16 protein-coding genes and 1 pseudogene are annotated in these 22,762 nt (G+C 73.0%); 9 read left to right on the top strand and 8 right to left on the bottom strand.

The window, feature by feature from the left end:
* Positions 1 to 51: 51 nt before the first annotated feature.
* Positions 52 to 705, bottom strand: a complete 654-nt coding sequence (locus FH608_RS13995) for a rhomboid family intramembrane serine protease (RefSeq protein ID WP_226899476.1) — start codon at positions 703 to 705, stop codon at positions 52 to 54.
* A 157-nt stretch (positions 706 to 862) separates the two neighbouring features.
* Here FH608_RS13995 and FH608_RS13990 point away from each other — a divergent pair, with 157 nt between their 5' ends.
* The 3 genes from FH608_RS13990 to FH608_RS13980 all read left to right on the top strand — a co-directional run bounded on the left by FH608_RS13990 (position 863) and on the right by FH608_RS13980 (position 3,866).
* Complete coding sequence (locus FH608_RS13990) at positions 863 to 2,230, top strand: sensor histidine kinase (protein WP_226899470.1); 1,368 nt, start codon at positions 863 to 865, stop codon at positions 2,228 to 2,230.
* A 103-nt stretch (positions 2,231 to 2,333) separates the two neighbouring features.
* Positions 2,334 to 3,506 (top strand): acyl-CoA dehydrogenase family protein, encoded by a 1,173-nt coding sequence (locus FH608_RS13985; protein ID WP_139630882.1) that lies wholly within the window; start codon positions 2,334 to 2,336, stop codon positions 3,504 to 3,506.
* 144 nt (positions 3,507 to 3,650) lie between these two features.
* Positions 3,651 to 3,866 carry a hypothetical protein gene (locus FH608_RS13980; protein ID WP_139630881.1) on the top strand — a complete coding sequence of 72 codons (216 nt, stop codon included), beginning with the start codon at positions 3,651 to 3,653 and terminating at the stop codon, positions 3,864 to 3,866.
* A 280-nt stretch (positions 3,867 to 4,146) separates the two neighbouring features.
* Here FH608_RS13980 and aceE read toward each other — a convergent pair whose 3' ends face one another.
* Positions 4,147 to 6,597: a pyruvate dehydrogenase (acetyl-transferring), homodimeric type gene (aceE, locus tag FH608_RS13975; RefSeq protein ID WP_139630880.1), complete on the bottom strand. Its 2,451-nt coding sequence runs from the start codon at positions 6,595 to 6,597 to the stop codon at positions 4,147 to 4,149.
* A gap of 54 nt (positions 6,598 to 6,651) precedes the next feature.
* On the opposite strand from aceE, the gene FH608_RS13970 reads away from it, so the two are divergent.
* Positions 6,652 to 7,311 (top strand): GntR family transcriptional regulator, encoded by a 660-nt coding sequence (locus tag FH608_RS13970; protein ID WP_226899469.1) that lies wholly within the window; start codon positions 6,652 to 6,654, stop codon positions 7,309 to 7,311.
* A gap of 132 nt (positions 7,312 to 7,443) precedes the next feature.
* On the top strand, positions 7,444 to 9,096 hold the full coding sequence (locus FH608_RS13965) for a sulfatase family protein (RefSeq protein WP_226899467.1): 1,653 nt from the start codon (positions 7,444 to 7,446) through the stop codon (positions 9,094 to 9,096).
* Positions 9,097 to 9,131: 35 nt separating this feature from the next.
* Here FH608_RS13965 and FH608_RS13960 read toward each other — a convergent pair whose 3' ends face one another.
* Positions 9,132 to 9,998 (bottom strand): aldo/keto reductase, encoded by an 867-nt coding sequence (locus FH608_RS13960; RefSeq protein ID WP_226899465.1) that lies wholly within the window; start codon positions 9,996 to 9,998, stop codon positions 9,132 to 9,134.
* Between the two features lie 181 nt (positions 9,999 to 10,179).
* Between FH608_RS13960 and FH608_RS13955 the strand changes: the two genes are divergently transcribed.
* Both FH608_RS13955 and FH608_RS13950 read left to right on the top strand, forming a co-directional pair.
* The gene (locus tag FH608_RS13955) at positions 10,180 to 11,748 is read left to right on the top strand and encodes a PP2C family protein-serine/threonine phosphatase (RefSeq protein WP_226899464.1); all 1,569 of its coding nucleotides are present in this window, start codon (positions 10,180 to 10,182) and stop codon (positions 11,746 to 11,748) included.
* Positions 11,745 to 12,764: a cobalamin B12-binding domain-containing protein gene (locus FH608_RS13950; protein WP_139630877.1), complete on the top strand. Its 1,020-nt coding sequence runs from the start codon at positions 11,745 to 11,747 to the stop codon at positions 12,762 to 12,764. Before FH608_RS13955 ends, FH608_RS13950 begins: the two co-directional genes overlap by 4 nt.
* Before the next feature lie 20 nt (positions 12,765 to 12,784).
* Here the strand turns inward: FH608_RS13950 and FH608_RS13945 are convergent, their stop codons facing one another.
* Genes FH608_RS13945 through FH608_RS13935 form a run of 3 tightly spaced genes read right to left on the bottom strand, consistent with a single transcriptional unit; the run spans position 12,785 to position 16,948 of the window.
* Positions 12,785 to 13,933 carry a serine hydrolase domain-containing protein gene (locus FH608_RS13945; RefSeq protein ID WP_193318391.1) on the bottom strand — a complete coding sequence of 383 codons (1,149 nt, stop codon included), beginning with the start codon at positions 13,931 to 13,933 and terminating at the stop codon, positions 12,785 to 12,787.
* On the bottom strand, positions 13,930 to 15,387 hold the full coding sequence (locus FH608_RS13940; RefSeq protein WP_139630875.1) for a sulfatase family protein: 1,458 nt from the start codon (positions 15,385 to 15,387) through the stop codon (positions 13,930 to 13,932). Before FH608_RS13940 ends, FH608_RS13945 begins: the two co-directional genes overlap by 4 nt.
* A 28-nt stretch (positions 15,388 to 15,415) precedes the next feature.
* Positions 15,416 to 16,948, bottom strand: a complete 1,533-nt coding sequence (locus FH608_RS13935; RefSeq protein WP_226899462.1) for an alpha/beta fold hydrolase — start codon at positions 16,946 to 16,948, stop codon at positions 15,416 to 15,418.
* Between the two features lie 288 nt (positions 16,949 to 17,236).
* On the opposite strand from FH608_RS13935, the gene FH608_RS51440 reads away from it, so the two are divergent.
* Positions 17,237 to 17,416: a hypothetical protein gene (locus FH608_RS51440; RefSeq protein ID WP_193318416.1), complete on the top strand. Its 180-nt coding sequence runs from the start codon at positions 17,237 to 17,239 to the stop codon at positions 17,414 to 17,416.
* 42 nt (positions 17,417 to 17,458) lie between these two features.
* Here FH608_RS51440 and FH608_RS54355 read toward each other — a convergent pair.
* Positions 17,459 to 17,611: pseudogene (locus tag FH608_RS54355) on the bottom strand (CPBP family glutamic-type intramembrane protease); the annotation flags it as partial.
* 143 nt (positions 17,612 to 17,754) lie between these two features.
* Here FH608_RS54355 and FH608_RS13925 point away from each other — a divergent pair.
* Positions 17,755 to 18,660, top strand: a complete 906-nt coding sequence (locus tag FH608_RS13925; RefSeq protein WP_139630874.1) for a universal stress protein — start codon at positions 17,755 to 17,757, stop codon at positions 18,658 to 18,660.
* 25 nt (positions 18,661 to 18,685) lie between these two features.
* Here FH608_RS13925 and FH608_RS13920 read toward each other — a convergent pair whose 3' ends face one another.
* Positions 18,686 to 22,624, bottom strand: a complete 3,939-nt coding sequence (locus FH608_RS13920) for a S8 family serine peptidase (protein WP_139630873.1) — start codon at positions 22,622 to 22,624, stop codon at positions 18,686 to 18,688.
* Positions 22,625 to 22,762 lie beyond the last annotated feature (138 nt).

Genomic DNA, 22,762 nt, shown 5'->3' with positions numbered 1-22,762 from the left:
GGAATCGATATCCCCGCTTCCGGACGGAGCCGCCTCCAGGACGACGGGCCGTCAGAGGCCGAGGTCGTCCAGTTCCTTCAGCAGGGCGGACCTGGGACTCTGCGCCGGCGCGGCCGGCTTCGGGCGCACGCGGTCGCGGAACACCCAGCCGCCCAGCACCCCGGCGGCGAAGCCGAACAGGTGGGCCTGCCAGCCGATGCCCTCCTGTGGCAGCAGCCCCGCGAACTGGTAGGCGAAGCACAGTCCCATGACCACGCCCACCACGATGTCGATCAGGTGCCGGTCGAACGCGCCGCGCACCAGGACGTACCCGAAGTAGCCGAAGAGCACGCCGCTCGCGCCCGCGCCCACGCTGCCCGGCTGGGAGGTGAGCCACGCGCCGACGCCGCTGACCACGATGATGAGCCCCGTCACGCTCAGGAACCTGGCGACGCCCCGGTAGGCCGACAGGAAGCCGAAGATGAACAGCGGCCCGGAGTTGGCCTCGATGTGGTCCCAGCTCCAGTGCAGGAACGGCGAGGAGAGGATGTCGGGCAGGCTCGCCGGATTCCACGCCTCCAGGCCGAACTCCCGGCTCAGCCCGTAGCCGAGCGCCCAGTTGACGACCTGCACCGACCAGATGAGGGCCAGGAAACCGACCATCACCCAGAACGCCTTGCGCGCTTCGGCGATCATGATCTCGGCCTTGCGGCCCGTGGCCTCCACCTGGTTCCTCCCTGGCAGTCCCTGTCCCGGCTGGCGGAGACCAGTATCGGGACCCGAGGTCACGAAACGTGCGCCCCGTCCGTGGCATTCGTAGTGGAATCGCCCGGAATTGGCGGCTAGCACACTCCATGTGGTCTTCTCGTTATCGGGGTGTGGCATGATCAGACGGCTGGGCCGGTCGCTGCGGGTGCGGCTGGCGCTGTTGGCGAGCATCACCATGCTGCTGCTCAACGTCGTCGTCAGCGCTCTCGTGATGTACAGCCTCCGCAACGAGATCGCCGACAGCCGGGCGCACGAGGTGTCCAGCAAGGCCCTGAGCGTGCTGCTCCTGGTCAGGAAGAACCGGCTGCCCGGCACGCTGCGGGACGGCGACCTCGACGGCATCCAGGTGATCGACGCGGAGGGACGCGTGGTCGCCTCGACGCCCAACCTGGCCGGCATGGCCCGCCAGACCACGGCCGTCCCCCGCCGCAACCAGCCCAACGACGCGGCGCAGCTGTGCAGCCTGCCCGCGTTCCCGAATCGGTGCGAGCTCGTGGTCACCATGCACGCCTACCAGCCGGACGGCGCCTGGGTCATCTACGCCTTCGCCCCCTCCGTGCCCTGGTACGTCAGTCTGGAGGTGCTCCTGTTCCAGATCGGCATCTCGGCGGTGCTGATCGCGCTGGCCTGGTTCGGGGTGTCGCGGGTGGTGGCCAGGACGCTCGCGCCCGTGCACAGCATCACCCGGCGGCTGGCCGAGATCAGCGTGGGCGGGGGCGGGATGCGCCTGCCGGTGCCGGAGAACGTGGACGACGAGATCACGACCCTCGCCGAGACCGGCAACCACATGCTGGAGCGGCTGGAGTCGGCGATGAAGAAGCAGGAGGCGGCGGTGGAGCAGCAGCGCAGGTTCGCCGCCGACGCCTCGCACGACCTGCGCAGCCCGATCACCGCGATGCGCACCCAGGTCGAGGACGCGCTCCTCCACCCTGAGGAGGGCGACTGGCGGGCGACCGGCCAGGCGCTGCTGGCCAGCCTGGACCGGCTGCAGGCCATCGTCACCGACCTGCTCACGCTGACCAAGCTCGACGCGGGCGCGCCCGCCCAGCGCGAGCGGGTGGACCTCGGCGAGGTGGTCGCCACCGAGACCGGCCGCCCCCGCTCCAAGAGCGTCGCCACCAGCGTGGAGCCGGGGGTGGCCATCACGGGCGACCGGCTGCTGCTGGCCCGCCTGCTGACCAACCTCCTGGACAACGCCGAGCGGCACGCCGAGTCCCAGATCATCGTCACGGTACGCCAGCAGGACGGGCAGGCCGTGCTGGAGGTCCTCGACGACGGCGCCGGCATCGCGCCCGACCAGCGCGAGACGGTCTTCCAGCGCTTCACCCGGCTGGACGCCTCGCGCAGCCGCGACGCCGGCGGCACCGGGCTCGGCCTGTCCATCGCCCGCGAGATCGCCCACTCCCACGGGGGCACGCTCACCATCGAGGACTCCAAGAGGGGCGCCCGCTTCGTGCTGCGCCTGCCGGTCCTCCGGGACTGAGACCGCCCCGCCATCCCCCGCCGGGCTCTGGACAACGGGGCCCTGACGTGATCTGACGGAGGAAGTAAGGAACGCCGACGATCGCGAACAGGAGCACTCGGACATGACCGACACACCGCGCCTGCACTCCGCCGGCACCACCGCGCCGCTGGACGCCGCCCGCGGCCTGCGCCCGCTGATCGAGCGGGAGGCGGCCCAGGCCGAGGCGCTGGGCAGGCTCACCGACCCCGTCGTGAACGCGCTGCACGAGGCCGGCCTCTTCGGCATCTGGGTACCGGCGCCGCTCGGCGGCGCCGAGCTGTCCCCGAGGGAGCTGATCGCCGTCTTCGAGGAGCTGTCCTACGCCGACCCCTCCACCGGCTGGGTCGTCATGGCCACCACCCTGGAGAACGGCACGGCCGGCGCCTACCTGGGCGACGACGCGGTCGAGCACATCTTCAAGGGCCCGCGCACGCCGCTGATCGCCGGGCAGGGCACCCGGCCCGGCACCGCCGTACGCCGCGACGGCGGCTTCCTCCTCAGCGGGCAGTGGGGCTTCGCGTCGGGCATGCTCCACGCCCAGTACGCCCACAGCCTGGCCGCCGTCGAGGGCACCGGCGAGACCCGCATCTGCGTCACCCCCATCGAGGACGTCACGATGCTCGGCAACTGGGACGTGCTGGGCCTGCGCGCGACGGGCAGCATCGACTACGCCATCCACGAGGCGTACGTGCCGGAGTCGTACACGCACGTCTTCTCCCTGGACGAGCCGCTGCGCGGCGGCGCGATCTACCGGCTCGGCCTGCTCGACCAGGCGCTCATCTGCCACTCCGGCTGGGCGCTCGGCGTCGGGCGGCGGCTGCTCGACGAGCTGGCCCGCCACGCCGGGGCGCGGGCCGGACGGCCCGGCCAGCTCGCCGGCAGCGACGCCTTCCACGCCGGTTTCGCCCGCGCCGAGGCGGGCTTCCGCGCGGCCAGGGCGCTGGTCCACCAGACCTGGGACGAGGCCGAGCGCGCGCTGGACGCGGGGCGGGCGCTCGACGTGCGGCAGGAGACGATGGTACGGCTCGCGCTCAACCACGCCACCTCGACGGTGGCCGACGTGGCCGGGTTCGTCCACGCGTCGGGCGGCACCGCGGCGGTGCGGGACGGGCTGATCCAGCGGCTGGTCAGGGATGTGCACACCGGGGCCGCGCACATTACCTCGGGGCCGCAGGCGCTCCAGGAGTGCGGGCGGGAACTGGCCGGGCTGGCCCCGGGCGAGAGGTGGGAGCTGTTCGCGCTGCGGGAGGCGTGAGCGGCGGGCCGGGTCGTCGTGGTGGTCCGGGAGACGGGCTCAAGGTCAAGTCTTCCAAAGCGTTGCGCACGGCGCGGTTTCGCTCAAGAAATCGAAGGTTACTATACGTAGCGAATTGTCACCTGAAGTGATTGGAGCGGTGTCATGAACCGCCTTTTCGCCGTACTCGCCGTCGCGTCCGCCGCTGCCGCGCTGCCGATCGTCACCTCCGGCCCGGCCGCCGCCGAAGACGCGCCGACGGTCACGATCCTCACCTGCACGATCAGGGGCGGCGCGGTGCTGCCGACCGCCAGCAGCCCGACGAACCTGCGGTGCCTTGGAGGCAAGTTCCACGGCTACGCGGTCCGGGGCGTCATCTGACGGTCGTCCGTCCGGCACGGTGCGGCTTCCGGGAGTGGCCGATCGCGAGGGGACGGCACATGCCGCACTCACGGCCGTCCCTTGATCACTCCTCGGCTCCGCCGCCGAGTCCGTCCGGCCGGGCGTCCGCGGTGCGATCACGCCCGCGGCGCGGCCGGTCCCCGTTCCCCTGGTCCGTGCGGGCCGGCCAGGGAGGCGGCGGCACCGACGGGCGCGCCGGTGACCGCCGGCCGGTGCGCTCGCGCTCTGGCGCACCGGCGGCTGAGTCACCCGGTCCGGCCTACTCGCCGACGGCCTTGAGCACCGCGTCGGCGATCGAGCCCGGGTCGACGCCGAAGTGCCGGCGTACGGCCTCCCGCGTGCCCGAGAGCCCGAACCCGTCGGTGCCGAGCGAGGTCCACGGCCGGTCGATCCAGGGCCGGATCTGGTCGGGCACGGCCCGCATCCAGTCGCTGACCGCGATCACCGGCCCGTCCGTCCCGGCGAGGGCCTGTCGGACGTACGGCACGCCCGTCGTGGCCATGGCCTCGCGGCGCAGCTCGCTCCACGAGGTGACCGACCAGACGTCGGCGCCCACGCCGTACTCCTCCTTGAGCAGCCGCTGGGCCTCCAGCGCCCAGTGGATCGCGGTGCCGCTGGCCAGGATGTGCGCCTGCCCGCCGCCCTCGGAGTAGCGGTACATGCCCTTGACGATGCCCTCTTCCACGCCCTCGGGCATGGCCGGCTGCGGCATCGGCTCGTTGTAGACCGTCAGGTAGTAGAAGACGTCCTCGTCCAGCTCGAACATCCTCTTGAGCCCGTCGCGGACGATCACGCCGACCTCGTAGGCGAAGGCGGGGTCGTAGGCGAGGCAGGCGGGGTTGGCGGAGGCCAGCAGCTGTGAGTGCCCGTCGGCGTGCTGCAGCCCCTCACCGGTCATCGTCGTGCGGCCGGCCGTCGCGCCGACGAGGAACCCGCGGCCGAGCTGGTCGGCCAGCGCCCACATCTGGTCGCCCGTGCGCTGGAAGCCGAACATCGAGTAGAAGATGTAGAAGGGGATCATCGGCTCGCCGTGCGTGGCGTAGCTGGAGGCCGCGGCGGTGAAGGACGCCATCGAGCCCGCCTCGGTGATGCCCTCGATGAGGATCTGCCCGTCCACCGCCTCCTTGTACGACAGGAGCAGCTCGCGGTCGACGGCCTCGTACCGCTGGCCGAGGGGCGAGTAGATCTTCGCGGTGGGGAAGAGCGACTCCATCCCGAACGTGCGCGCCTCGTCCGGCACGATCGGCACCCAGCGCCGCCCGGTCTCCGGTTCCTTCATCAGGTCCTTGACGAGCCGGACGAAGGCCATCGTGGTGGCGACCGGCTGGGCCGAGCCCTTGGCGACGTTGCGGAAGGCGCGGTCGCCGGGCTGCGGGAGCGGGTCGTGGGAGACGGTGCGCCTGGGGATCGGCCCGCCGAGGGCGCGGCGGCGCTCGGCCACGTACCGGGCCTCGGCCGAGTCGGGCCCGGGGTGCGCGTACGGCGGGAGATCACCGCTGAGCGCCTCGTCGGAGATCGGCAGGCCGAGCCGGTCGCGCATGACCCGGAACTCGTCCTGGGTGAGCTTCTTCATCTGGTGGTTGGCGTTGCGCGCCTCGACCCCGGCGCCGAGCGTCCAGCCCTTGACCGTCTGGACGAGCACCACCGTGGGCCCGCCCCGGTGGTCGACGGCGGCGCGGTAGGCGGCGTGCACCTTGCGCGGCTCGTGCCCGGCCCGCGACCCGCCGACGATGCGCCGCAGGTCCTCGTCGGAGTACGCCCGCGCGATGTCGATGTCGCGGAGGAGGTTCTGCCTGATGTAGTCGCCGTCCGACGCGGCGAACGTCTGGAACTGGCCGTCGGGCACCTCGCTGAGCCTGGCCACCAGCTCCTCGGAGGCGAGCAGGCCGTCCCACTCCTGCCCCCACAGGGCCTTGACGACGTGCCAGCCGGCTCCCCTGAAGACGGACTCCAGCTCCTGCACGATGCGGGTGTTGCCGCGGACCGGCCCGTCCAGCCTCTGCAGGTTGCAGTTGATGACGAAGACGAGGTTGTCGAGACCCTCGCGGGCGGCCAGCGTGAGCGCGGCCGTGGACTCGGGCTCGTCCATCTCGCCGTCGCCGAGGAACGCCCATACTCGGCTGCCGGAGGTGTCCTTGATGCCGCGGTTCAGCAGGTAGCGGTTGAACCGCGCCTGGTAGACCGCGTTCAGCGGGCCGATGCCCATCGAGACGGTCGGGAACTGCCAGAAGCCCGGCATGTTCCTCGGGTGCGGGTAGGACGGCAGCCCGCCCTCGGGCTCGCGCCTGAACAGGTCGAGCTGGGCCTCGGTCAGCCGGCCCTCCAGGAAGGCGCGGGCGTAGATGCCGGGCGAGGCGTGGCCCTGGAAGAAGACCTGGTCATGGCTGCCATGGAAGAAATGGTTGAACCCGACCTCGTAGAGCCACGCGGCCGAGGCGTAGGTGGCCAGATGGCCGCCGAGCCCCAGCTTGCTGCCCCTGCTGACCATGACGGCGGCGTTCCACCGGTCATAGGCCGCGATGCGCTCCTCCAGCTCCAGGTCCCCCGGGTAGGCGGGCTCCTCGGCTGTGGGCACGGTGTTGAGATAGCGTGTGCTCGCCGCCAGCCTGCGCAGCAGGTATTCGGCCCGGTCGGGGCCGGCAACCCTGCGGACCGCCTCGAGCGATTCGAGCCATTCGGCGGTCTCCTGCGGATCCAGATCTCTTTCCATAACTTTATTAAACACCCTATGATCGATCATCCGACGAATGGGTACGCTGTCGACGTGGATCCAGTCGCGCGCCCGGCACTGCGCCCGGCGGTGCGCGCGGTCGCCCGCCGGCCCCTGCGCGAGGAGATCCGCAGGTCACTGGTCGAGGGCCTGATCAGCGGGCGCTGGAAGCCGGGTGACCGCATCGTCGAGCGCCGCCTCGCGGCGGAGCTCAACGTCAGCCAGGCCCCCGTGCGCGAGGCGCTGCGAGAGCTGGAGACACTCAGGCTAATCGAGTCCTCTCCCCACAAGGGCGCCAGGGTCCGCGGTTTCACCGAGGCCGACCTCCGGGAGGTCTATCAGGTACGCGCGGGGCTGGAGGAGACCGCCGCCGGCCTCGGCAGCCCGCCGGTTCCCGCGCTGCGCCTCCACGTGGCCCGCATGTACGAGGCCGCCGCGGCGGGCTCGCTGGACGACCAGGTGCGCCACGGGGTCGCCTTCCACCGGGAGATCGTCGCGGCCTCCGGCAACGACCTGCTGCTGTCGGTGTGGGAGTCGCTGGGCATCGAGGTGTGGACCCACGTGTCCATCAGGATGTTCCGGACGGGGCCGCACGAGAACGCCGCCGACCACGAGCCGATCGTCGAGGCCTTCGCCGTTGACGACCCGCGCGCGGGGCGCCTGCTGCGCGACCACATCCTCGCCTACTGCCCTGGATCGCCCGCCACGCCGTAGCCGGCGGGCCGGCCGCGACCACGTACCCCCTGGTCGATTTGGGGTTGTTTGGGTGGTTTATCGTGCACTACCGTGCATCGCACCCCCTGACCTCCCCCTCTCCTCCCTCGCCCCGAAGAGGCTGCCATCACCGTGCCCATCACCCCGCCCACCACCCTGTCCACCACGCTGTTCGGAAATATCAGGAAATGCCTGGTGGTGGCGCTGGCCGTTCTCCTCGCCATGACCCTGGCCTCGCCGGCGAGCGCCGCCGCCACGACCCGGTCCAAGCCCCAGCCGCCGAACCCCGAGTCGCCCAACATCGTCTTCTTCCTCGTCGACGACATGTCGGCCGACCTGCTCCCGTACATGGACACCGTCCAGACCCTCGCCCACGACGGCGCCACGTTCACCGGCTACTACGTGGCCGACTCGCTCTGCTGCCCGTCGCGGGCCACCATGTTCACCGGCGAGTTCCCCCACAACACCGGCGTGCGCACCAACCAGGGCTACGACCACGGCGGCTACCCGGCGTTCGAGAGGCACGAGAGCCGCACGTACGCCGTGGCGCTGCACCAGGCCGGCTACCGCACGGGCTACCTCGGCAAGTACATCAACGAGTATCCGGCGGGCCCCGGCTACAAGGTGCCGGCCGGCTGGGACGAGTGGCACGTGACGGCCGGCGGCGGCTACAACGAGTTCAGGTACCGCCTCACCGGCTACGTCAGGGAGGAGTCGGGCGGCAAGCGGCCGATCGCCGCCTCCAAGGGCAGGTACCTGGTGGACGTGCTGGGCAGGCGGGCGGTGAAGTTCGTCGAGCACTCCCGCGAGCACGCCCCGGGCAAGCCGTTCTTCCTGCAGGTCTCGCCGTTCTCGCCGCACAACAGGATCGACGTCGAGCACGGCGACAAGGAGCCGCGCTTCCCGCCCGCGCGGCGCGACCGGCCCAAGAACCGGTTCCCCGCCGGGGAGTTCCCGCACGGCGACTGCGGCGGCACCGACTGCGCGGACATCGACGTGACCACCGCCCTGCCCTCCTTCGACGAGGACACCGCCGACAAGCCCGCCTGGGTGCGGCGGGAGCCGATCGGCCCGACGCTGGTCAAGCAGTTGCGCGAGGACTTCCGTAACAGGATCCGCATGGTGCAGTCGGTCGACGACATGGTGGAGCGCGTCCTGTCGGCGCTGACGGCCGAGGAGCGGCGGAACACGTACGTGGTGTTCGCCAGCGACAACGGCTTCCACCTCGGCCAGCACCGCCTGGTGCGGGGCAAGTCCACCGCCTACGACCACGACGTACGGGTGCCGCTCCTGGTCAAGCGGCCGGCGGCGAGCCGGCGCGGCGACTTCGTGACCGGCGCGCTCGCCCAGAACGTCGACCTGTTCGCGACCTTCCTCGACATGGCCGGCGTCGACCCGGCGACGCGCGACAGCCGCGACGGCCGCAGCCTGCTGCCCTTCGTCAACGGCGAGAAGGTCGCGGACTGGCGCGAGGCGGCGCTGATCGAGCACGTCAGGCCGGACCCCAAGACGCCCGGCCAGCCCGACCCCGACGCGGACGCCATCAAGAAGGGCAACTCCCGGGCGCCCACCTACTCCGCCGTGCGCACGGCTGGCGAGCTCTACGTCGAGTACGAGGGCGAGCCGGCGCCCGAGTACTACAACACCGTCACCGATCCCCGCCAGGAGTCCAACGACCCCGCCAACGCCAGGACGGCCGACCTGAGCAGGGCCCTCGCGGCGCTGAAGAGCTGCGGCCGGCGGCCGGGCGCGGTGGACTGCTGGACGGCCGCCCACCTGCCGTAACCGGCGTCGTTGGACTCCTGGCGGCGAGCGGGCGGTCAGCCGAGGCGGGCGCGTTCCTCCTCGCTCAGCACCAGGCCGGCGGCGGCGACCGAGTCGAGGATGGTCTCCGGGCGGCTGGCGCCCGGGATGGGGATCACCACCGGGCTGCGGGCCAGCTCCCACGCCAGGCAGACCTGCTGCGGGGAGACCCCGCGCGCGTCCGCGATCTCGGTGAAGGCGGCGTGGCGGGTGCTCAGCTCCCCGGCGCGGCCGACGCCGCCCAGCGGCGACCAGGGCAGGAAGGCGAGACCGAGCTCGGCGCAGACGTCGATCTCGGGCTCGCTGGAGCGGAAGCGCGGGGAGTACTCGTTCTGGACGCTCACCAGGCGGTCCCCGAGGATATCGTGGGCGAGCCTGATCTGCGCCGGGTCGGCGTTCGAGATGCCGGCCATCTGGATCTTGCCGGCGTCGTGCAGGTCCTTGAGCGCGCCCATCGTCTCCTCGTACGGCACCCGCGGGTCGGGCCGGTGGTGCTGGTAGAGGCCGATGCTGTCCACGCCCAGAGCCTTCAGGGAGCGGTCGCAGGCCTGCTTGAGATAGGAGGGGCTGCCGTCCAGGTCCCACCCGGACGGGACGCGGGTGTGGCCGCCCTTGGTCGCGACGAGCACGCTGCCGGCGTCGCCCGACCACAGCGCCAGGGCGCGGGCCACCAGGCGCTCGTTGTGGCCGACGTCCTGATGAGAGGGCGTGTACGCGTCAGCCGTGTCGATCAAGGTGACTCCGGCGTCCAGGGCCGCGAGGATCGTACGGACGGACTGGGCCTCGTCGGGCATGTGCCCGGCGACGGACATGGGCATGGCGCCGAGTCCGATGGCTCCGACCTGGCGGTTTCCGATGGCGCGCGTTGGCATGGCGTTGTGCATGAGGAACACCCTGCCCGCTGGAGCGCACTCCAGGTCAATCTCCTGGACCGGGCGTGAAAGTTACTGCAAAGAACCATATGACGCGAATGAGGGCACAGTTCTGGACACGTAGAGTGACGCTCTGGAGCGGAGGCGGGGGCGAGGCACGATCGGGATGGTGTGGGAGGAGGCGCCGTACCCGATGCTGGCGGTCGATTCCGCCGGCGTCATCGAGCGGGCGAACACTGCGGCGCGGCTGCTTCTGCCCGGTGCGGACGCCGGCGTGCCGCTGGAGAGGGCCGCCCCGGAGTGGCTGGCGCGCGCCCACCGCGGCGCCCTCGCCGGCCAGGAGCGCGTCGCACCGGAAGGCGGGCGGGAGAGCGGGGCGGCGCGCGGGGCGGTCGGCGGGTCGGTGTTCGAGGCGCATCCCGTACGTGCCGAGCCCGACCGGGTCATGTGGCTGCTCATCGACGTCGGCGGCGAGGAGCGGGCCGTCGAGGCACTGCGCGCGGAGCGCGAGTGGACCGTGTTCATGGTCGAGGCGTCCATGGAGCTGCTGTCGTCGCTGAACCTCGGCCGCTGCCTGGAGGCGACCGCGCGCCTGGCCGCCCGGCGGTTCGCCGACGCCGCGCTGGTGGTGCTGCCGCTGGCCCTGCGCAGGCACGCGGTCGTCTCCTGCGACGTCCGGGGCCGGCCGGCGCGTGAGGACGTCTCCATCGACCCCCGCACGGTCCCGGGGCTGACCGAGGCGCTGCGGGGCTTCCCGCCCGTGCCCGCCCGGTGGGTCGATCCGGCCGAGGTCCCCCGGTGGGTGCTGCGCGCCGGGGCCGGCGAGGTCGCGGCCGTGGCGGTCGCCGCGTTGCCCGGGCACGGAATGCCCGCGGGCGCGCTCATCCTGCTGCGCCGTACCCGCCCGGCCGGTTTCTCGGACGGCGAGCAGGTGTTCGCGCCGCTGTTCACCGCGTGGGCCGGCGCGGCGATCTCGGCCGCGCGGCTGTACGCCGAGCAGGCGGCCATCACCGAGACCCTGATGGCCGATCTGCTGCCGCCCTCGGCCCCGCGGCTGGAGGGCGTGGAGGTGGCGGCCCGCTACCGGCCGGCGGAGGCCAGCGAGCGGGTCGGCGGCGACTTCTACGACGTGCATCCCGCGGCCGGGGCGGAGCGGCGGCCGCTGGTGGTGCTGGGCGACGTGTCCGGCAAGGGCCTGGAGGCGGCCGTGCTCACCGGCAAGATCCGCAACACCCTGCGGGCCCTGGTGCCGCTGGCCGACGACCACCAGCGGGTCCTGGAGCTGCTGAACGGCGTGCTGCTGAGCCAGGAGGAACCGGCGCGTTTCGTCACGCTCGTCCTGGCCTCGATCGAGCGCCGCGGCGCGCGGGTCCTGGTGCGGCTGACCAGCGCCGGCCACCCGCCCCCGCTGATCGTGCGGAACGACGGCCGGGTGGACACGGTGCGAGCCGGCGGCACGCTCATCGGGCTGCTGGAAGACGTCACCGGCGTCACCGAATCGGTGCTGCTGGAGCCCGGCGAGACGTGCCTGCTGTACAGCGACGGCATCATCGAGGCCAGGGGCGGCCCGCTGGGCGATGAGTTCTTCGGCGAGGAGCGGCTGCGCGAGCAGCTCAGGCAGTGCGCGGGCATGCCGCCCGAGGCCCTGGCCGAACGCGTGCAGATGCTGGCCTCGCAGTGGGTCGGCGGCGGCGAGCACGACGACATGGCGGTGGTCGCCATCACCGCGCCCCGCGACGCGACCGGAAGGGACAGCCCGTGAGCCACGACATCGAGGAGCGCGTCGAGAGGTTGTGGGCGGCGGCGACGTCCGGCGACGAGTACGCCGCCGCCGACGCGGCGCTGGCCGCCCTCGACGCCGGCATGCCCATGGAGACCCTGCTGCTGGACGTCGTCGCCGCGGTGCAGGCGCGCGTCGGCCAGGAGTGGGCGGCCAACCGCATCACGGTGGCCCAGGAACACACGGCCACGGCCATCAACGAACGGGTGCTCTCCGCCCTGGCTCACCATCCCGCCACGCGCGCGAGCCTGTCACAGGACAGGGGCCGCATCGCGGTGGCCTGCATCGACCACGAGTTCCACGCGTTCCCCGCGCGGCTGCTCGCCGAGGTGCTGCGCCTGCGCGGCTGGCAGGTCGACTACCTGGGCGCGCAGGTGCCCACCCCGCACCTGGTCGCGCACCTGCACCGGACGAATCCGGACGCGGTGGCGCTGTCCAGCTCGCTCGCCACCCGCCTGCCCGACGCGCACGCGGCGATCACCGCGTGCCAGGCGGCGGGCACGCCGGTGCTGGCGGGCGGCGCCGCCTTCGGCCCGGACGGCCGCTACGCCCGCCTGCTGGGGGCCGACGCCTGGGCGCCCGACGCGCGGGCCGCCGCCGACCGCCTGGCGGACGGTCCGCTGCCGCGCCGGCTGGCCGCCGACCGTGACGGCGGCGGGCCGGCGCACCAGGCCGGGCACGAGTACGCCGTCCTGACCGCGTCCGCCCCTGAGCTGATGAGAGGCGTCATGGACGAGCTGGCCCGGCGGCTCCCCGAGGTGAGCCGGGAGGTCACCGGCGAGTCGGTCTCCTACGTCGTCGACTTCCTGCGGGCCGCCCTGTACGTCGACGACCCCGACCTGTTCTCCTCGTCCGCGGGCTGGCTGACGGACGTTCTCGCCTCGCGCGGCATCCCGGAGCAGGTGCTGAGCTCCGCGCTGGAGCTGCTGGCCGGCCGCCTCGCCGGACTCACCCGCGCTCAGGAGATGCTGGCGGGGGCGCGGGCCGCACCGGATTGATCACCGCGGCCCCCGGTGCGTCACTCGCCGGGGCACAGGACCGCTTCGGCCGCCTTGTTGAGCAGCGGGTCGAGCGCTGGATCGGTGTTGCGGGTGCTCAGCGTGGCCGAGATGACGAACTGCACCCGGCCGTCCCGCGAGATGTAGCTGACCGCGTTGAAGCCGGACGAGCTGCCCTTGTTGACCGCGTACGCGCTCTCCTGCCCGCACACGCGCCGGTCGCCGGGGTCCTCGGGCCGGCCGGGCCGGGGCTCCTGGGCCGGGCGGCCGGCTTCCAGCGCCTTCTTCTCCTCCTTCGTCAGCAGCTTGTCCCCCGCGTACGCCCGGTGGAAGGCGGCGAGGTCGTGCGTGGTGGAGATCACGCCGCCGGCCGCGTAGCCGTAACTCATGTTGAGCCGGTCGACGTCGCGCAGCCTGCCGTTCTCGTCGGGGAAGTAGCCGTGGGCGTGCCTGCCCCTGATGCCGCCGGGGAACCTGACCGGCAGGTAGCTGTCGTCCATGTGGAGGGGGTCGAAGACGCGCCGCTCGAACTCCGTCGCCACGCTGTGGCCGGTGAGCTTCTCGATGATCAGGCCGAGCAGGAAGTAGTTGGTGTTGGAGTAGGAGAACTTCTCCCCCGGCTCCTGGGAGCGCGGCACCGTGCGGGACCGCTCGATCAGCTCCATCGGCGAGAGGTACGTGGTGAAGTCGAGGAGATCGACCAGCTCGGGGGTGTACCAGTTGGGGATGCCGGAGGTGTGGTGGATCATCTGCTCCACGGTGATCTCGTCGGCCCGCTCCACCAGGTCCTCGTCCACCACTTCCGGCAGCAGGTCGGAGAGCCTGTCGTCCAGGGCGAGCCTGTGCTCCCTGACCAGCTGCATGAGGACGACCTGCGTCATGGACTTGGTCTGCGACCCGGCCCGGAAGCGAGCGCCGGCGGGGATCCCGCCGCCCTTGCCGCCGAGCAGGCGCGAGCCGGCCGAGCCCTCACCTGCCTTCCTGCCGTCGACGTAGACCGCGCCGATGGCGCCCACCACCTTGGCGCTCTTGGCCAGTTCGGCGAGCGCCTTCTGCACGTTGCCCGTCGTGGGACGGTCGGCGGTGGCCGCCGTGGCGGGGGCGATGCTCTGCAGGGTCAGCGCGGCGCAGGCAAGGCCGGTCAGGGCGAGCAGCCGGGTACGGGTCACGAGAAGGATCCCTTCTTGGCATGGGGGTACTGGTCGTGCATGGGGTCGCCGGTGGCACGCATCCACGCGTCGAGCGCCGCGCGCCTGGTGTCCAGCGCGGCGACGATCTCGGGCCGGGTGTCCCCGGCGAGGTTGCGCAGCGCGTGGGGGTCGTCGTGGAGGTCGTACAGTTCCTCGGGCGTCCGGTGCAGGTAGAAGTCCACCCGGGCGGCGACGGCGGGGTCGGCCAGCATCGCGGGCCAGGTCAGGCCGCTCATGTTCTCGGCCCGGTACTCCAGCAGGCCGTCGGACCAGGCGTTCCAGATGTAGCTCCAGCGACCGTCGTGCAGGCCGCGCATCTCGTAGCGGGTCTGCCCCGCGGACTCGTGGAAGACGGTGTTGACGTGGCCGCGACCTGGCTGTCCGCCTCCCTCCAGCAGCGGGGTGAGGTCGCGCCCGTCCAGCCCGTCCGGGACGGGCGCGCCCGCGGCGCGGCAGAGCGTGGGGAAGAGGTCCATCGTGGAGACGAAATGGTGGTCGTCGGCGTCACCGGGACCGGTCACGCCGGGCCAGCGGATGATCAGCGGGGTGCGGGTGCTGTGCTCGTAGCAGTTGGCCTTGGCGTACGGCACCGCCTGGCCGTTGTCCGACATGAAGATCACGATGGTGTCCCCGGCCAGGCCGGAGGAATCGAGCGCGGCCAGCACCGCCGCGAGGGTGTCGTCGGCGCGGCGGGCGCTGCTGAGGTACTGCGCCATCTCCTCGCGCACGCCGGGCAGGTCGGGCAGGAAGCCGGGCACCTCGGCCTCGGCCGGGGTGTAGACGCGCGAGGGCGTCGCGATCGTGGCGAGCTCTTCGGGGGTGAACCGTCGCTGCTCGGCGGCGCTGCCGTGGAAGGGCCGGTGCGGGTCCTCGGCGTTGGCCATGAGGAAGAAGGGCCGCCCTTCCGTCCTGGCCCGCTCGAACAGCTCCGCGGCGAACCGCGCGTACTGCTCCGGGTCGCGGCCCATCCCGAGCTGCGGCGGGGTGATCTGCAGGTCCCACGCGAACCGCTCGACGGGGGCGAGGTGGCCGACCTTCCCGAGGATGCCGGTCAGGTAGCCGCGCGGGCGCAGCAGATCGTTGAGCACCGGCACGTCGTCGCGGATGGGCTCGAACCCCTCGGCGCCGTTGCGGTGGGGGTAGCGGCCGGTCATGGTGGCCGAGCGGCTCGGCTGGCAGATCGCGACCGGCACGTGCGCCCGGCGGAAGGCCAGGCCCTCGCGGGCCAGCCGGTCGATCGCCGGCGTCAGGTCGGGGCGGCCGCCGAAACATCCGGGCGAGTCACCGCCCATGTCGTCGACGGTGAACAGCAGGATGTTCGGCGGCGCGGGCCGTCCGGCGGTCGTGGCCGCGCCGCGGGCCGGCAGGGCGCCGAGTGCGGCGGTGGCGGTCGCGCCGGTGATCAGGGCGCGCCGCGACAGATCAGCGTTCATGTGAGCTGGTCCCTCTCTGGGTGCCGCGTCAGCCGCGGCCGGGCGTCTCGGTCGAGGCCGGCAGGGGCGCGCCGGGGCAGGTGCGGGTACGCCGGCCCGTCTCGAAGTAGTCGACGATCTTGGCGGCGCAGCCGGGCGTGCGGATGGCGGAACCGTGCACGTCGTCGTCGATGGTCACCAGCGTGCCGCCGATGGCCTCGTGCATGGCGACCGTGCCCTCGTAAGGGGACAGGGTCTCGTACAGGTGGCCCGACAGCATCAGCGAGCCACCGCCGCGCAGGCGCGTCTCCTGCACCGGCAGCGGCCACCCCGCGCACATCGGTACGAAGGGCGTGGCCCGGCCGGTCACCGGGTAGCGCTTCATCCGCTTCCGGTAGGCGTTCCACGCGGCCTCGAACGAGCGCGAGCCCTGATCCTCGTTGCAGTGGAAGGCGCGGTTCGCCGTCCTGTCGGTGCTGGCGGCGGCCCCGGACGGCGGGCCGCCCAGCACCTTTCTGACCGCCGGCGGCGCGGAGGGCCCCTCGGCGGTCAGCAGTTCCTTGAACAACTGCGCGACGTCCGGCCAGGCGAAGCCGGGCCGGCCCGCCACGTCGGCGATCACCGCGCCGTCCACGGTGAGATCGAGGTCGCTGAACGTCAGCGGCTCGGCGTCGAACGACCTGCGCAGCTTCTCGACCGTGGCCATCACCTGCTCGCGGGAGGTTCCGAGCCCGTACGTGCCGTCCCGGTCGGCGATCCACGCGGCCATCCGCCGGAACTCGCGATCGGTGGCTCCGGCGCGCAGCTCCGTGGCGCGGTCCGTCCGGGAGGTGGGCGGGGCCACGCTGTCCAGCCACATCCGCTCGACTTTGCCGGGGAAGAGGCTCCGCAGGACGGCCCCTAGCCAGGTGCCCCAGGAGACGCCGAAGAAGCTGATCTTCCGCTCGTCCAGCGCGGCGCGGATCCGGTCGATGTCGCGGGCCACGTTCGCGGTGGTGAGCTGCCCCAGGAAGGCCGGGTCGGACGCGGCGCACTCCCTGTTGCGCTCGGCCGTCTCCGCGTAGACCTCCCTGGCCCACGCCTCGGTGACAGGCCCCGGCCGCCGGTCGCCCTGGCCGTCGGCGCAGGCGACCTTCGTGCTGCGGCCGACGCCGCGCGGGTCGAATCCGATCAGGTCGTAGCGGCCGCCCAGCCCGGCGCCCTTCACGGCGAGTTCGAGGGGCATCAGGTAGCCGCTGCCGCCCGGCCCGCCCGGGTTGAGCACCATGCTGCCGAGCCGGTGCTCCTGGTCCGTCGCCTTCAGCCTGGTCAGGGCGATGCTGATCTGCTGCCCGCCCGGGTCGGCGTAGTCCAGCGGCACGGCGAGCGTCCCGCACTCGGTGCGGCCGAGCAGCTGCCTGAACGCGGCGAGCTCCTCCTCCCGCAGCCCGCGCGAGCGCAGCTCGTCGTCGGAGTACTCGGGGCACTCCCGCCACACGACGGCGGGGCGCCGGTCGAGCTCCGCCACGGCCGGCGTGCCTGCGGCGAGGGAGCCCATCAGCAGCGTCCCCAGTGCCGCGGTCGTCGCTGTCGCACTTACCACGTGACTTCCTTTCGGTAGGCGTGGTCATCCTTTGTGCACCAGCGGCTGTTTCCGCGGCGTTTCCGGGGCCTGGACCTGCGAGGGGAGAGCGATCGCAGCGCCGGGCCGCCACCCATGACGTCCCTCGACCCCAGGTCAGGGACGGTGGTCCCGACGCGGCGGGACCTTGGACCCTAGGCAGGCTCAGGGTCCGGCGAGTGAATGTGAATGTCCCCTATTCCGGGGAGCCGCCCTGGTGAGCTTTCAACGCTTCCAAGGAGTCAGGAGTCGAATTGCCGGAGGTATGCGATGGGAGCCTTCGAGGGCGGCGTGCGGCGCCGGGTCGATGAGGCGCGAGCCGCCCTGCGTTCCGCGACCGAGGCGGACGACCAGCACGGGATGCAGGTGTACGCCGCGGACCTGGAGGAGGTCCTGCGGTTGGCGGCCGAGCACGGCGTCCGGGTCGATCTCCCGGCCGCGGAGACGTGAACGGCGGCGGGGCCTCCCCACCTGCAGCAGCGGCATCCAGTGCCACACGGCCCACACCGATCCCAGGACGAGAGCCGCCTTCAGGGCTCCCCATCGTTCCCGCAGGGGCCCGGTGGCATACCCGGACCAGCCGAGCTCTTCGCACAGGCCGCTGACGAAGAACCCGGGAACGAGGAGGAGCGCCGAAGGCGCCATCCATCTGGTGTGATGGGCCGCCTCCGGGAAGGGGCCGGGGCAAGCCGGACAGGCCAAGAGTTTCCCCGGCTGTGGGGCTCATTTCAGCGGCGACGGGCAGGCTCATCCGACAGGACCCGACATTTCGTCCCTCGGAGGCGGCAGTGAGCGATGAATATGCCGGCCGGCCCGTACTGGTCGGTTACGACGACTCCCCCGAGAGCCGGCACGCGCTGCAGTGGGCGATCGAGGAGGCGCGGCTACGGCGGCTGCCCCTCCTGGTCTGCCACGCCCTGCACTGGCCCTACGCCCCCAGGCCCATTCCGCAGGAGATTGTGACGCAGATCGAGCAGGTCGCCCTCGGCGTCGTGGACGAAGGCGTCCGCCTCGCGGCGAAGCTCGCCCCGGAGCTGGACGTCCGGCCGCTCCTCAGCAGAGGCACTCCCTCGGCGGTGCTCCTGGAGGCCGCGCGCCATGCGGCGATGACGGTGCTCGGGTCTCGCGGGCAGGGCGGGTTCGACGGGCTGCGGGTGGGATCGGCCGCCGTCCAGGTGTCCGCGCACAGCGTCACGCCGGTGGTCGTCGTACGCCCGTCCCTCCAGCCGCCGAGCGGCCAGGACGCCCGGATCGTGGTCGGCCTCGACGGCTCGCCGTCCAGCCGGGCGGCCTTCGACTTCGCCCTGGACGAGGCCGCGCTGCGTGGCGGCACCGTGAGGGCTCTGTGCTGCTGGGCGGACCCCGGGTCATCGTCCTGGCAGGAGCCGCTGCCCTTCGTGGACTCGCACGCGCTGCGCGCGGGCGCGGAGGCCCGCTTCCGGGAGGTCGCCGCCCTTCTGGCCCGCCGGCACCCGGAGGTCACGGTGGTCACCGAGTTCGTGACCGAGCGCCCCCAGCGCGTCCTGATCGACGCGACCAAGGACGCCACGCTCCTGGTGCTCGGCAACCGGGGAAACGAGTGTCCCCCCGGCCTGCTCCTCGGGCAGGTCACCCAGACCGCGCTGCTCGAAGCCTGGTGCCCGGTCGCGGTGACCGCGGCCGCCGTTCCGAACCCGCTGCTGCCACCCGGCTGACCGGCCGGGACGCCGCCCGCGGGCGTCAGCAGTCCGTGCGGGACAGGGTGGCGTCGCGGCGCACCTCCCGGTGCGGCAGCGGCCGTACGCCGAACTCGGCCGGCCGGTGGCCGTCGGCCGTCACCGCCAGCTCGGTCCTGCGCACGCCGCCCTTGATCCACAGGGAGTACCGGCCCTCGCCGTCCGTGCCGACGGTCCAGGTGTCGCGCCCGCGCCGGACCGTCACCGTGGCGCCGGGCAGCGGGCTCGCCGTGCCGTCGCACGCCTTGGAGCGCACCTGCCCGGACAGGTGGGCCCAGTGCCAGGGCGCCTCCGCCTCGAGCGTCACGCCGATCCGGGGCGCGGGGTACGGGGTGTCCTCGACGATCGTCAAGCCTGCCGCGTACGTGCCGGGCTGCGCGAGCTCGCGGGCATCGAGCGTGAGGGTGACGCGCGCGCTGCGGCCGGGGGCGAGGGTGCCGCGCGCCGGGTCGGCGCTGAGCCACGGCGCGTCGGTTCCTGCCGGGTCGCAGCCGTCGTAGCCGGGCAGGACCTCGCTGTACGGCGTGACGCGCGGCCCGTCGGCGCCGCCGATCTTGTAGAAGCCGCAGGCCGCGGCGCCGCGGAAGAGGGCGTTGCGGGAGTTCGGCAGCGCGGTCCAGACGTCGGCGTCCGGGTCGTAGGCGAACGCCTCGTTGGTCAGCGTGCTGCCGCCCTTCGTCACGCCGCCCGCGACGAGCAGCTTCCCGCCGGCCACCGCGTAGCTGCTGCCCCACAGGTCCAGCGGCAGGTCGGCGGCCTTGTCCCAGGCGTCGCGGGCGGGGTCGTACACGTAGGCGCGCGTCGTGCCGTGCGGCCCGGCGGCCAGGCCGCCGGCGCAGTAGACCCGGCCGTCGATCCCGCCGCAGGCCGCCCAGGAGATCGGCTCGGGGTACGGCGCCGCGGCCGTGAAGCGGTCGTTCGCGACGTCGTACACCGTGACCTGGTCGGTCGCGGTCTGGCAGTCGCCGGCGCAGCCGCCGACCGCGTAGATCCTGCCGTCGAGCACGGCAGAGCCGACCGCGCCCCAGGGGTGCGGGCTGTCCGCGCCGCTGCTCCAGGTGTCGGTCTTCGGGTCGTAGACGAGGGTTCGCGCGGAGGGCGCGCCCTGCGGTCCCCAGCCGGCGACCACGTAGAACCTGCCGTCCACGAAGGCCGAGGCGGGCTTCTGGCGGGCCTCCGGCATGTCGGCGATCCGCGTCCAGGCGGTGGCGAGCGGGTCGTAGACGTACGAGGCTGGGGTGCCGCCCTCGCCGCGGAGGGAGCCGCCGAAGGAGTACACCTTGCCGTCGAGGTAGCCGACGGCGTTGTCCCTGATCGTCGTCGGATAATCGGAAATATCCGTCCAGGGGGCGGCGGCCGGGACAGCACCTCCCTCAGCGCCTCCCTCAGGGCCTCCCTCAGGGCCTCCCTCAGCACCTCCCTCAGGGCCGCCCTCGGCGGTGGCTCCCGTGCCGGGGGCGGTGATGGCGGCGGGGCTGAGGCCGGACGTCTCGATCCGGCGCGCGGGCGCGCCCTGCCCCCGCAGGACGGGGCTCTGCCGCGACTCGGCGAGGTCGTAGGTCACGGGCGCCGTGCCCCGGTTCGTGATGGTCAGGCGGGTCCGCTCGCGCTCGCCCAGCCTGGCCCGCTCCGACACCTTCTCGGTGCTCACCGACAGCCGGCCGGCCTTGAGGGCGAAGTCGATCCTCGACACCTGGTCCGCCCCGGCCTTCACGGGCTCGGAGGCGGTCTGGTAACCGCGCTGGGCGGCGGTGAGCAGCCGGTCGCCCGACGCCGGTACGGGGGCGAACACCCAGTAGAACCCGTCCGGCAGCGTGGGGTCGTCGGGGGTGGCGGCGGTGTCGTTGCCGGTGCCGCCGGCGGGCGTGACGGTGGCGGTGTCGACCGGTTCGCGGGTGTTCGCGTCGGTGACGGCGCCGTACACGAGCCCGCCGGCCACCGGTGCGCACGTCCCGTCCCCGGCGGCGTAGCCGGGGGCCGCGCACGTCTGGGCGTCGATCTCGGCGGTCAGGTCGGCGGTCAGGCCGGCGGACGGCTCTCCGGCGGCCTCGACCGTGACCTGCTGGGTGACCGGCCGGTAGCCGGGGTAGCGCGGGGTGGCCGTGACCTGGTATGTCGCGCCCACGGGCAGGTCCAGGGAGGCGCGGCCGTCGCCGGGGGCGGTGAACCACGTGCGCGACGCCCCTTCGACCGAGATCCCGGCGTACAGCGGCCAGCCGTGCCCGGATCCGTCCGCGACGCGCACGGTCACCTTCGCCGTGCGCGCGGGTGCCAGGGCGACGTCCTCGGACACCGTCTTTCCCTCGGTCACGTGGACGCCGAGCAGGCTCGCGTCGTCGTAGCCGAAGAGCGACGTGCGCACGTCGTAGTCGCCCTCGTCGAGGTGGAGGCGGTAGGCGCCGTCGGCGCCGGTCGTGGTCTCCAGCGTGCGGGGCCCGGTGGCGGAGACGCGCGCGCCGGCGACGGGCTTGCCGGTGCTCTTGTCGGTGACCGTGCCCGCCAGGACGCCGGTGCCGGTGCGGGGCGAGGCTCCGACGGCGGCGTGGACGTCGAGCATGCCCTCGCCGTAGACGTTGTTGTCGCCGGCGGTGCCGCCGCAGGTGGTGTCGGCGTGGTCGTGCGCGGTGGCGTCGAGGATGGCGCGGGTCGCGGCGACGTCCCCCTTCAGCGCGGGGGCGGCCGACCACATGAGCGCCACCGCGCCGCTGACGTGCGGGGTGGCCATGGAGGTGCCGTTCTGCACCTGGTACGTGCCGCCGGGCGTGCTGGAGCGGACGTTCTGGCCGGGCGCGACGATGTCCGGCTTGCTGTCGGGCGATCCGGCCTCGCCGCGCGAGGAGAACCAGGCCACGTCGCCGTTCTGGTCCACCGCGCCGACGGCGTACGACTCGGGGTACTCGCCGGGCGAGTGCTGCGTGCCGCACGCGGACCCGTCGTTGCCGACCGCGAAGGCGGGGAAGATGCCCGCCGCCACCCACTCGCGCACGTAGTCCTGGTACCACGGGTCGCCGGGCCCCGAGGACCACGAGTTGTTGAGGATGTCGGGCCGCTTGGCGGGGTCCGGGTTCGAGCCGTCCGCCTCGGTGGGGGCGAGCATCCACTGCGCGGCCAGGGCCAGCGTCAGCTCGGCGCACTGGAAGTCGCGGCAGCCCTTGGCCGCGATCCAGCGGGCACCGGGCGCGACGCCGATGCCGCCCGCGCCGACCATGGTGCCCATGGTGTGCGTGCCGTGGCCGAAGTTGTCGCACGGGGCGGGGCCGTCGCAGAGGCCGGTGGGGTCGTAGAAGTTGTGGTCGTGCGTGACGGTGCCGTCGCCGTTGGCGCCCCGGTACGCCGCGGCCAGCGCGGGGTGGGAGACGTCGACCCCCGAGTCGATGTTCCCGACCACGATGCCCTGGCCGGTGCTCCCGTACTCGCTCCACACCTGGTCGGCGTGGATGGCGCTGATGCCCCACTCCACCTGGCCGGCCGCGGCGACGCGCTCGCCCGGGGACGGCTCGGGCAGCCTGTACGTGCGCGGCAGCCGTACCCGCTCGACCGCCGGATCGGCCGCGAGCCGCCCGGCCAGCTCGGCCGAGCCGCCGTGCACGTACAGGGAGTTGTCGATGTACAGGGACGTGGAGCGGGCGCTTGCGGCCCGGACCAGCTCGCGCGCCCGGCCCTGGCTGGCCTGCGCGGTCGCGCGCAGCTCAGCCACCACGGCCGCGCCCCGCTCGGCCCAGTCGCGGATGGCCGGGGCGGACGTCAGCGCGGCCTGCTCCTTGAACTCGACCCAGAAGTCGGCCTTGCCGTCCTTGTCCAGCTGTGCCCGCAGCTCGGGCTGGACCGGGCCCGGGGGCTCCGCCGCCTGGGCGGGCACGACGAGCCCGAAGAGGGCGAGCAAGACGGCGAAGGGGACGAACGCGGCCCGGCGCAGCCGGGCCGAGGGGGTTGTGCGCCGCACCGGGCCTCCAAACACAGGGCGCCCGGCCATCGCCTTCGACGGCGCCACGAACACCGTGGAGCAGCCTGGCCCGGCATGCGCGTTCGATTCAAGGCATTGACCAGGCGACATCCTGACATGTCATGAATACGACAGGCG

Origin of the sequence: Nonomuraea phyllanthi, assembly GCF_006334985.2 — a bacterium.
Lineage (GTDB): Bacteria > Actinomycetota > Actinomycetes > Streptosporangiales > Streptosporangiaceae > Nonomuraea > Nonomuraea phyllanthi.
Note: the sequence above shows the minus strand (reverse complement) of the source record. Positions and strands in the feature narration are given on the sequence as shown.

Coding starts and splice junctions, on each gene's coding strand:
- FH608_RS13990 (WP_226899470.1), top strand. CDS start 863: ATGATCAGACGGCTGGGCCGGTCGCTGCGGGTGCGGCTGGCGCTGTTG.
- FH608_RS13985 (WP_139630882.1), top strand. CDS start 2,334: ATGACCGACACACCGCGCCTGCACTCCGCCGGCACCACCGCGCCGCTG.
- FH608_RS13980 (WP_139630881.1), top strand. CDS start 3,651: ATGAACCGCCTTTTCGCCGTACTCGCCGTCGCGTCCGCCGCTGCCGCG.
- aceE (WP_139630880.1), bottom strand. CDS start 6,597: ATGGAAAGAGATCTGGATCCGCAGGAGACCGCCGAATGGCTCGAATCG.
- FH608_RS13960 (WP_226899465.1), bottom strand. CDS start 9,998: ATGCACAACGCCATGCCAACGCGCGCCATCGGAAACCGCCAGGTCGGA.
- FH608_RS13955 (WP_226899464.1), top strand. CDS start 10,180: ATGCTGGCGGTCGATTCCGCCGGCGTCATCGAGCGGGCGAACACTGCG.
- FH608_RS13940 (WP_139630875.1), bottom strand. CDS start 15,387: ATGAACGCTGATCTGTCGCGGCGCGCCCTGATCACCGGCGCGACCGCC.
- FH608_RS51440 (WP_193318416.1), top strand. CDS start 17,237: ATGGGAGCCTTCGAGGGCGGCGTGCGGCGCCGGGTCGATGAGGCGCGA.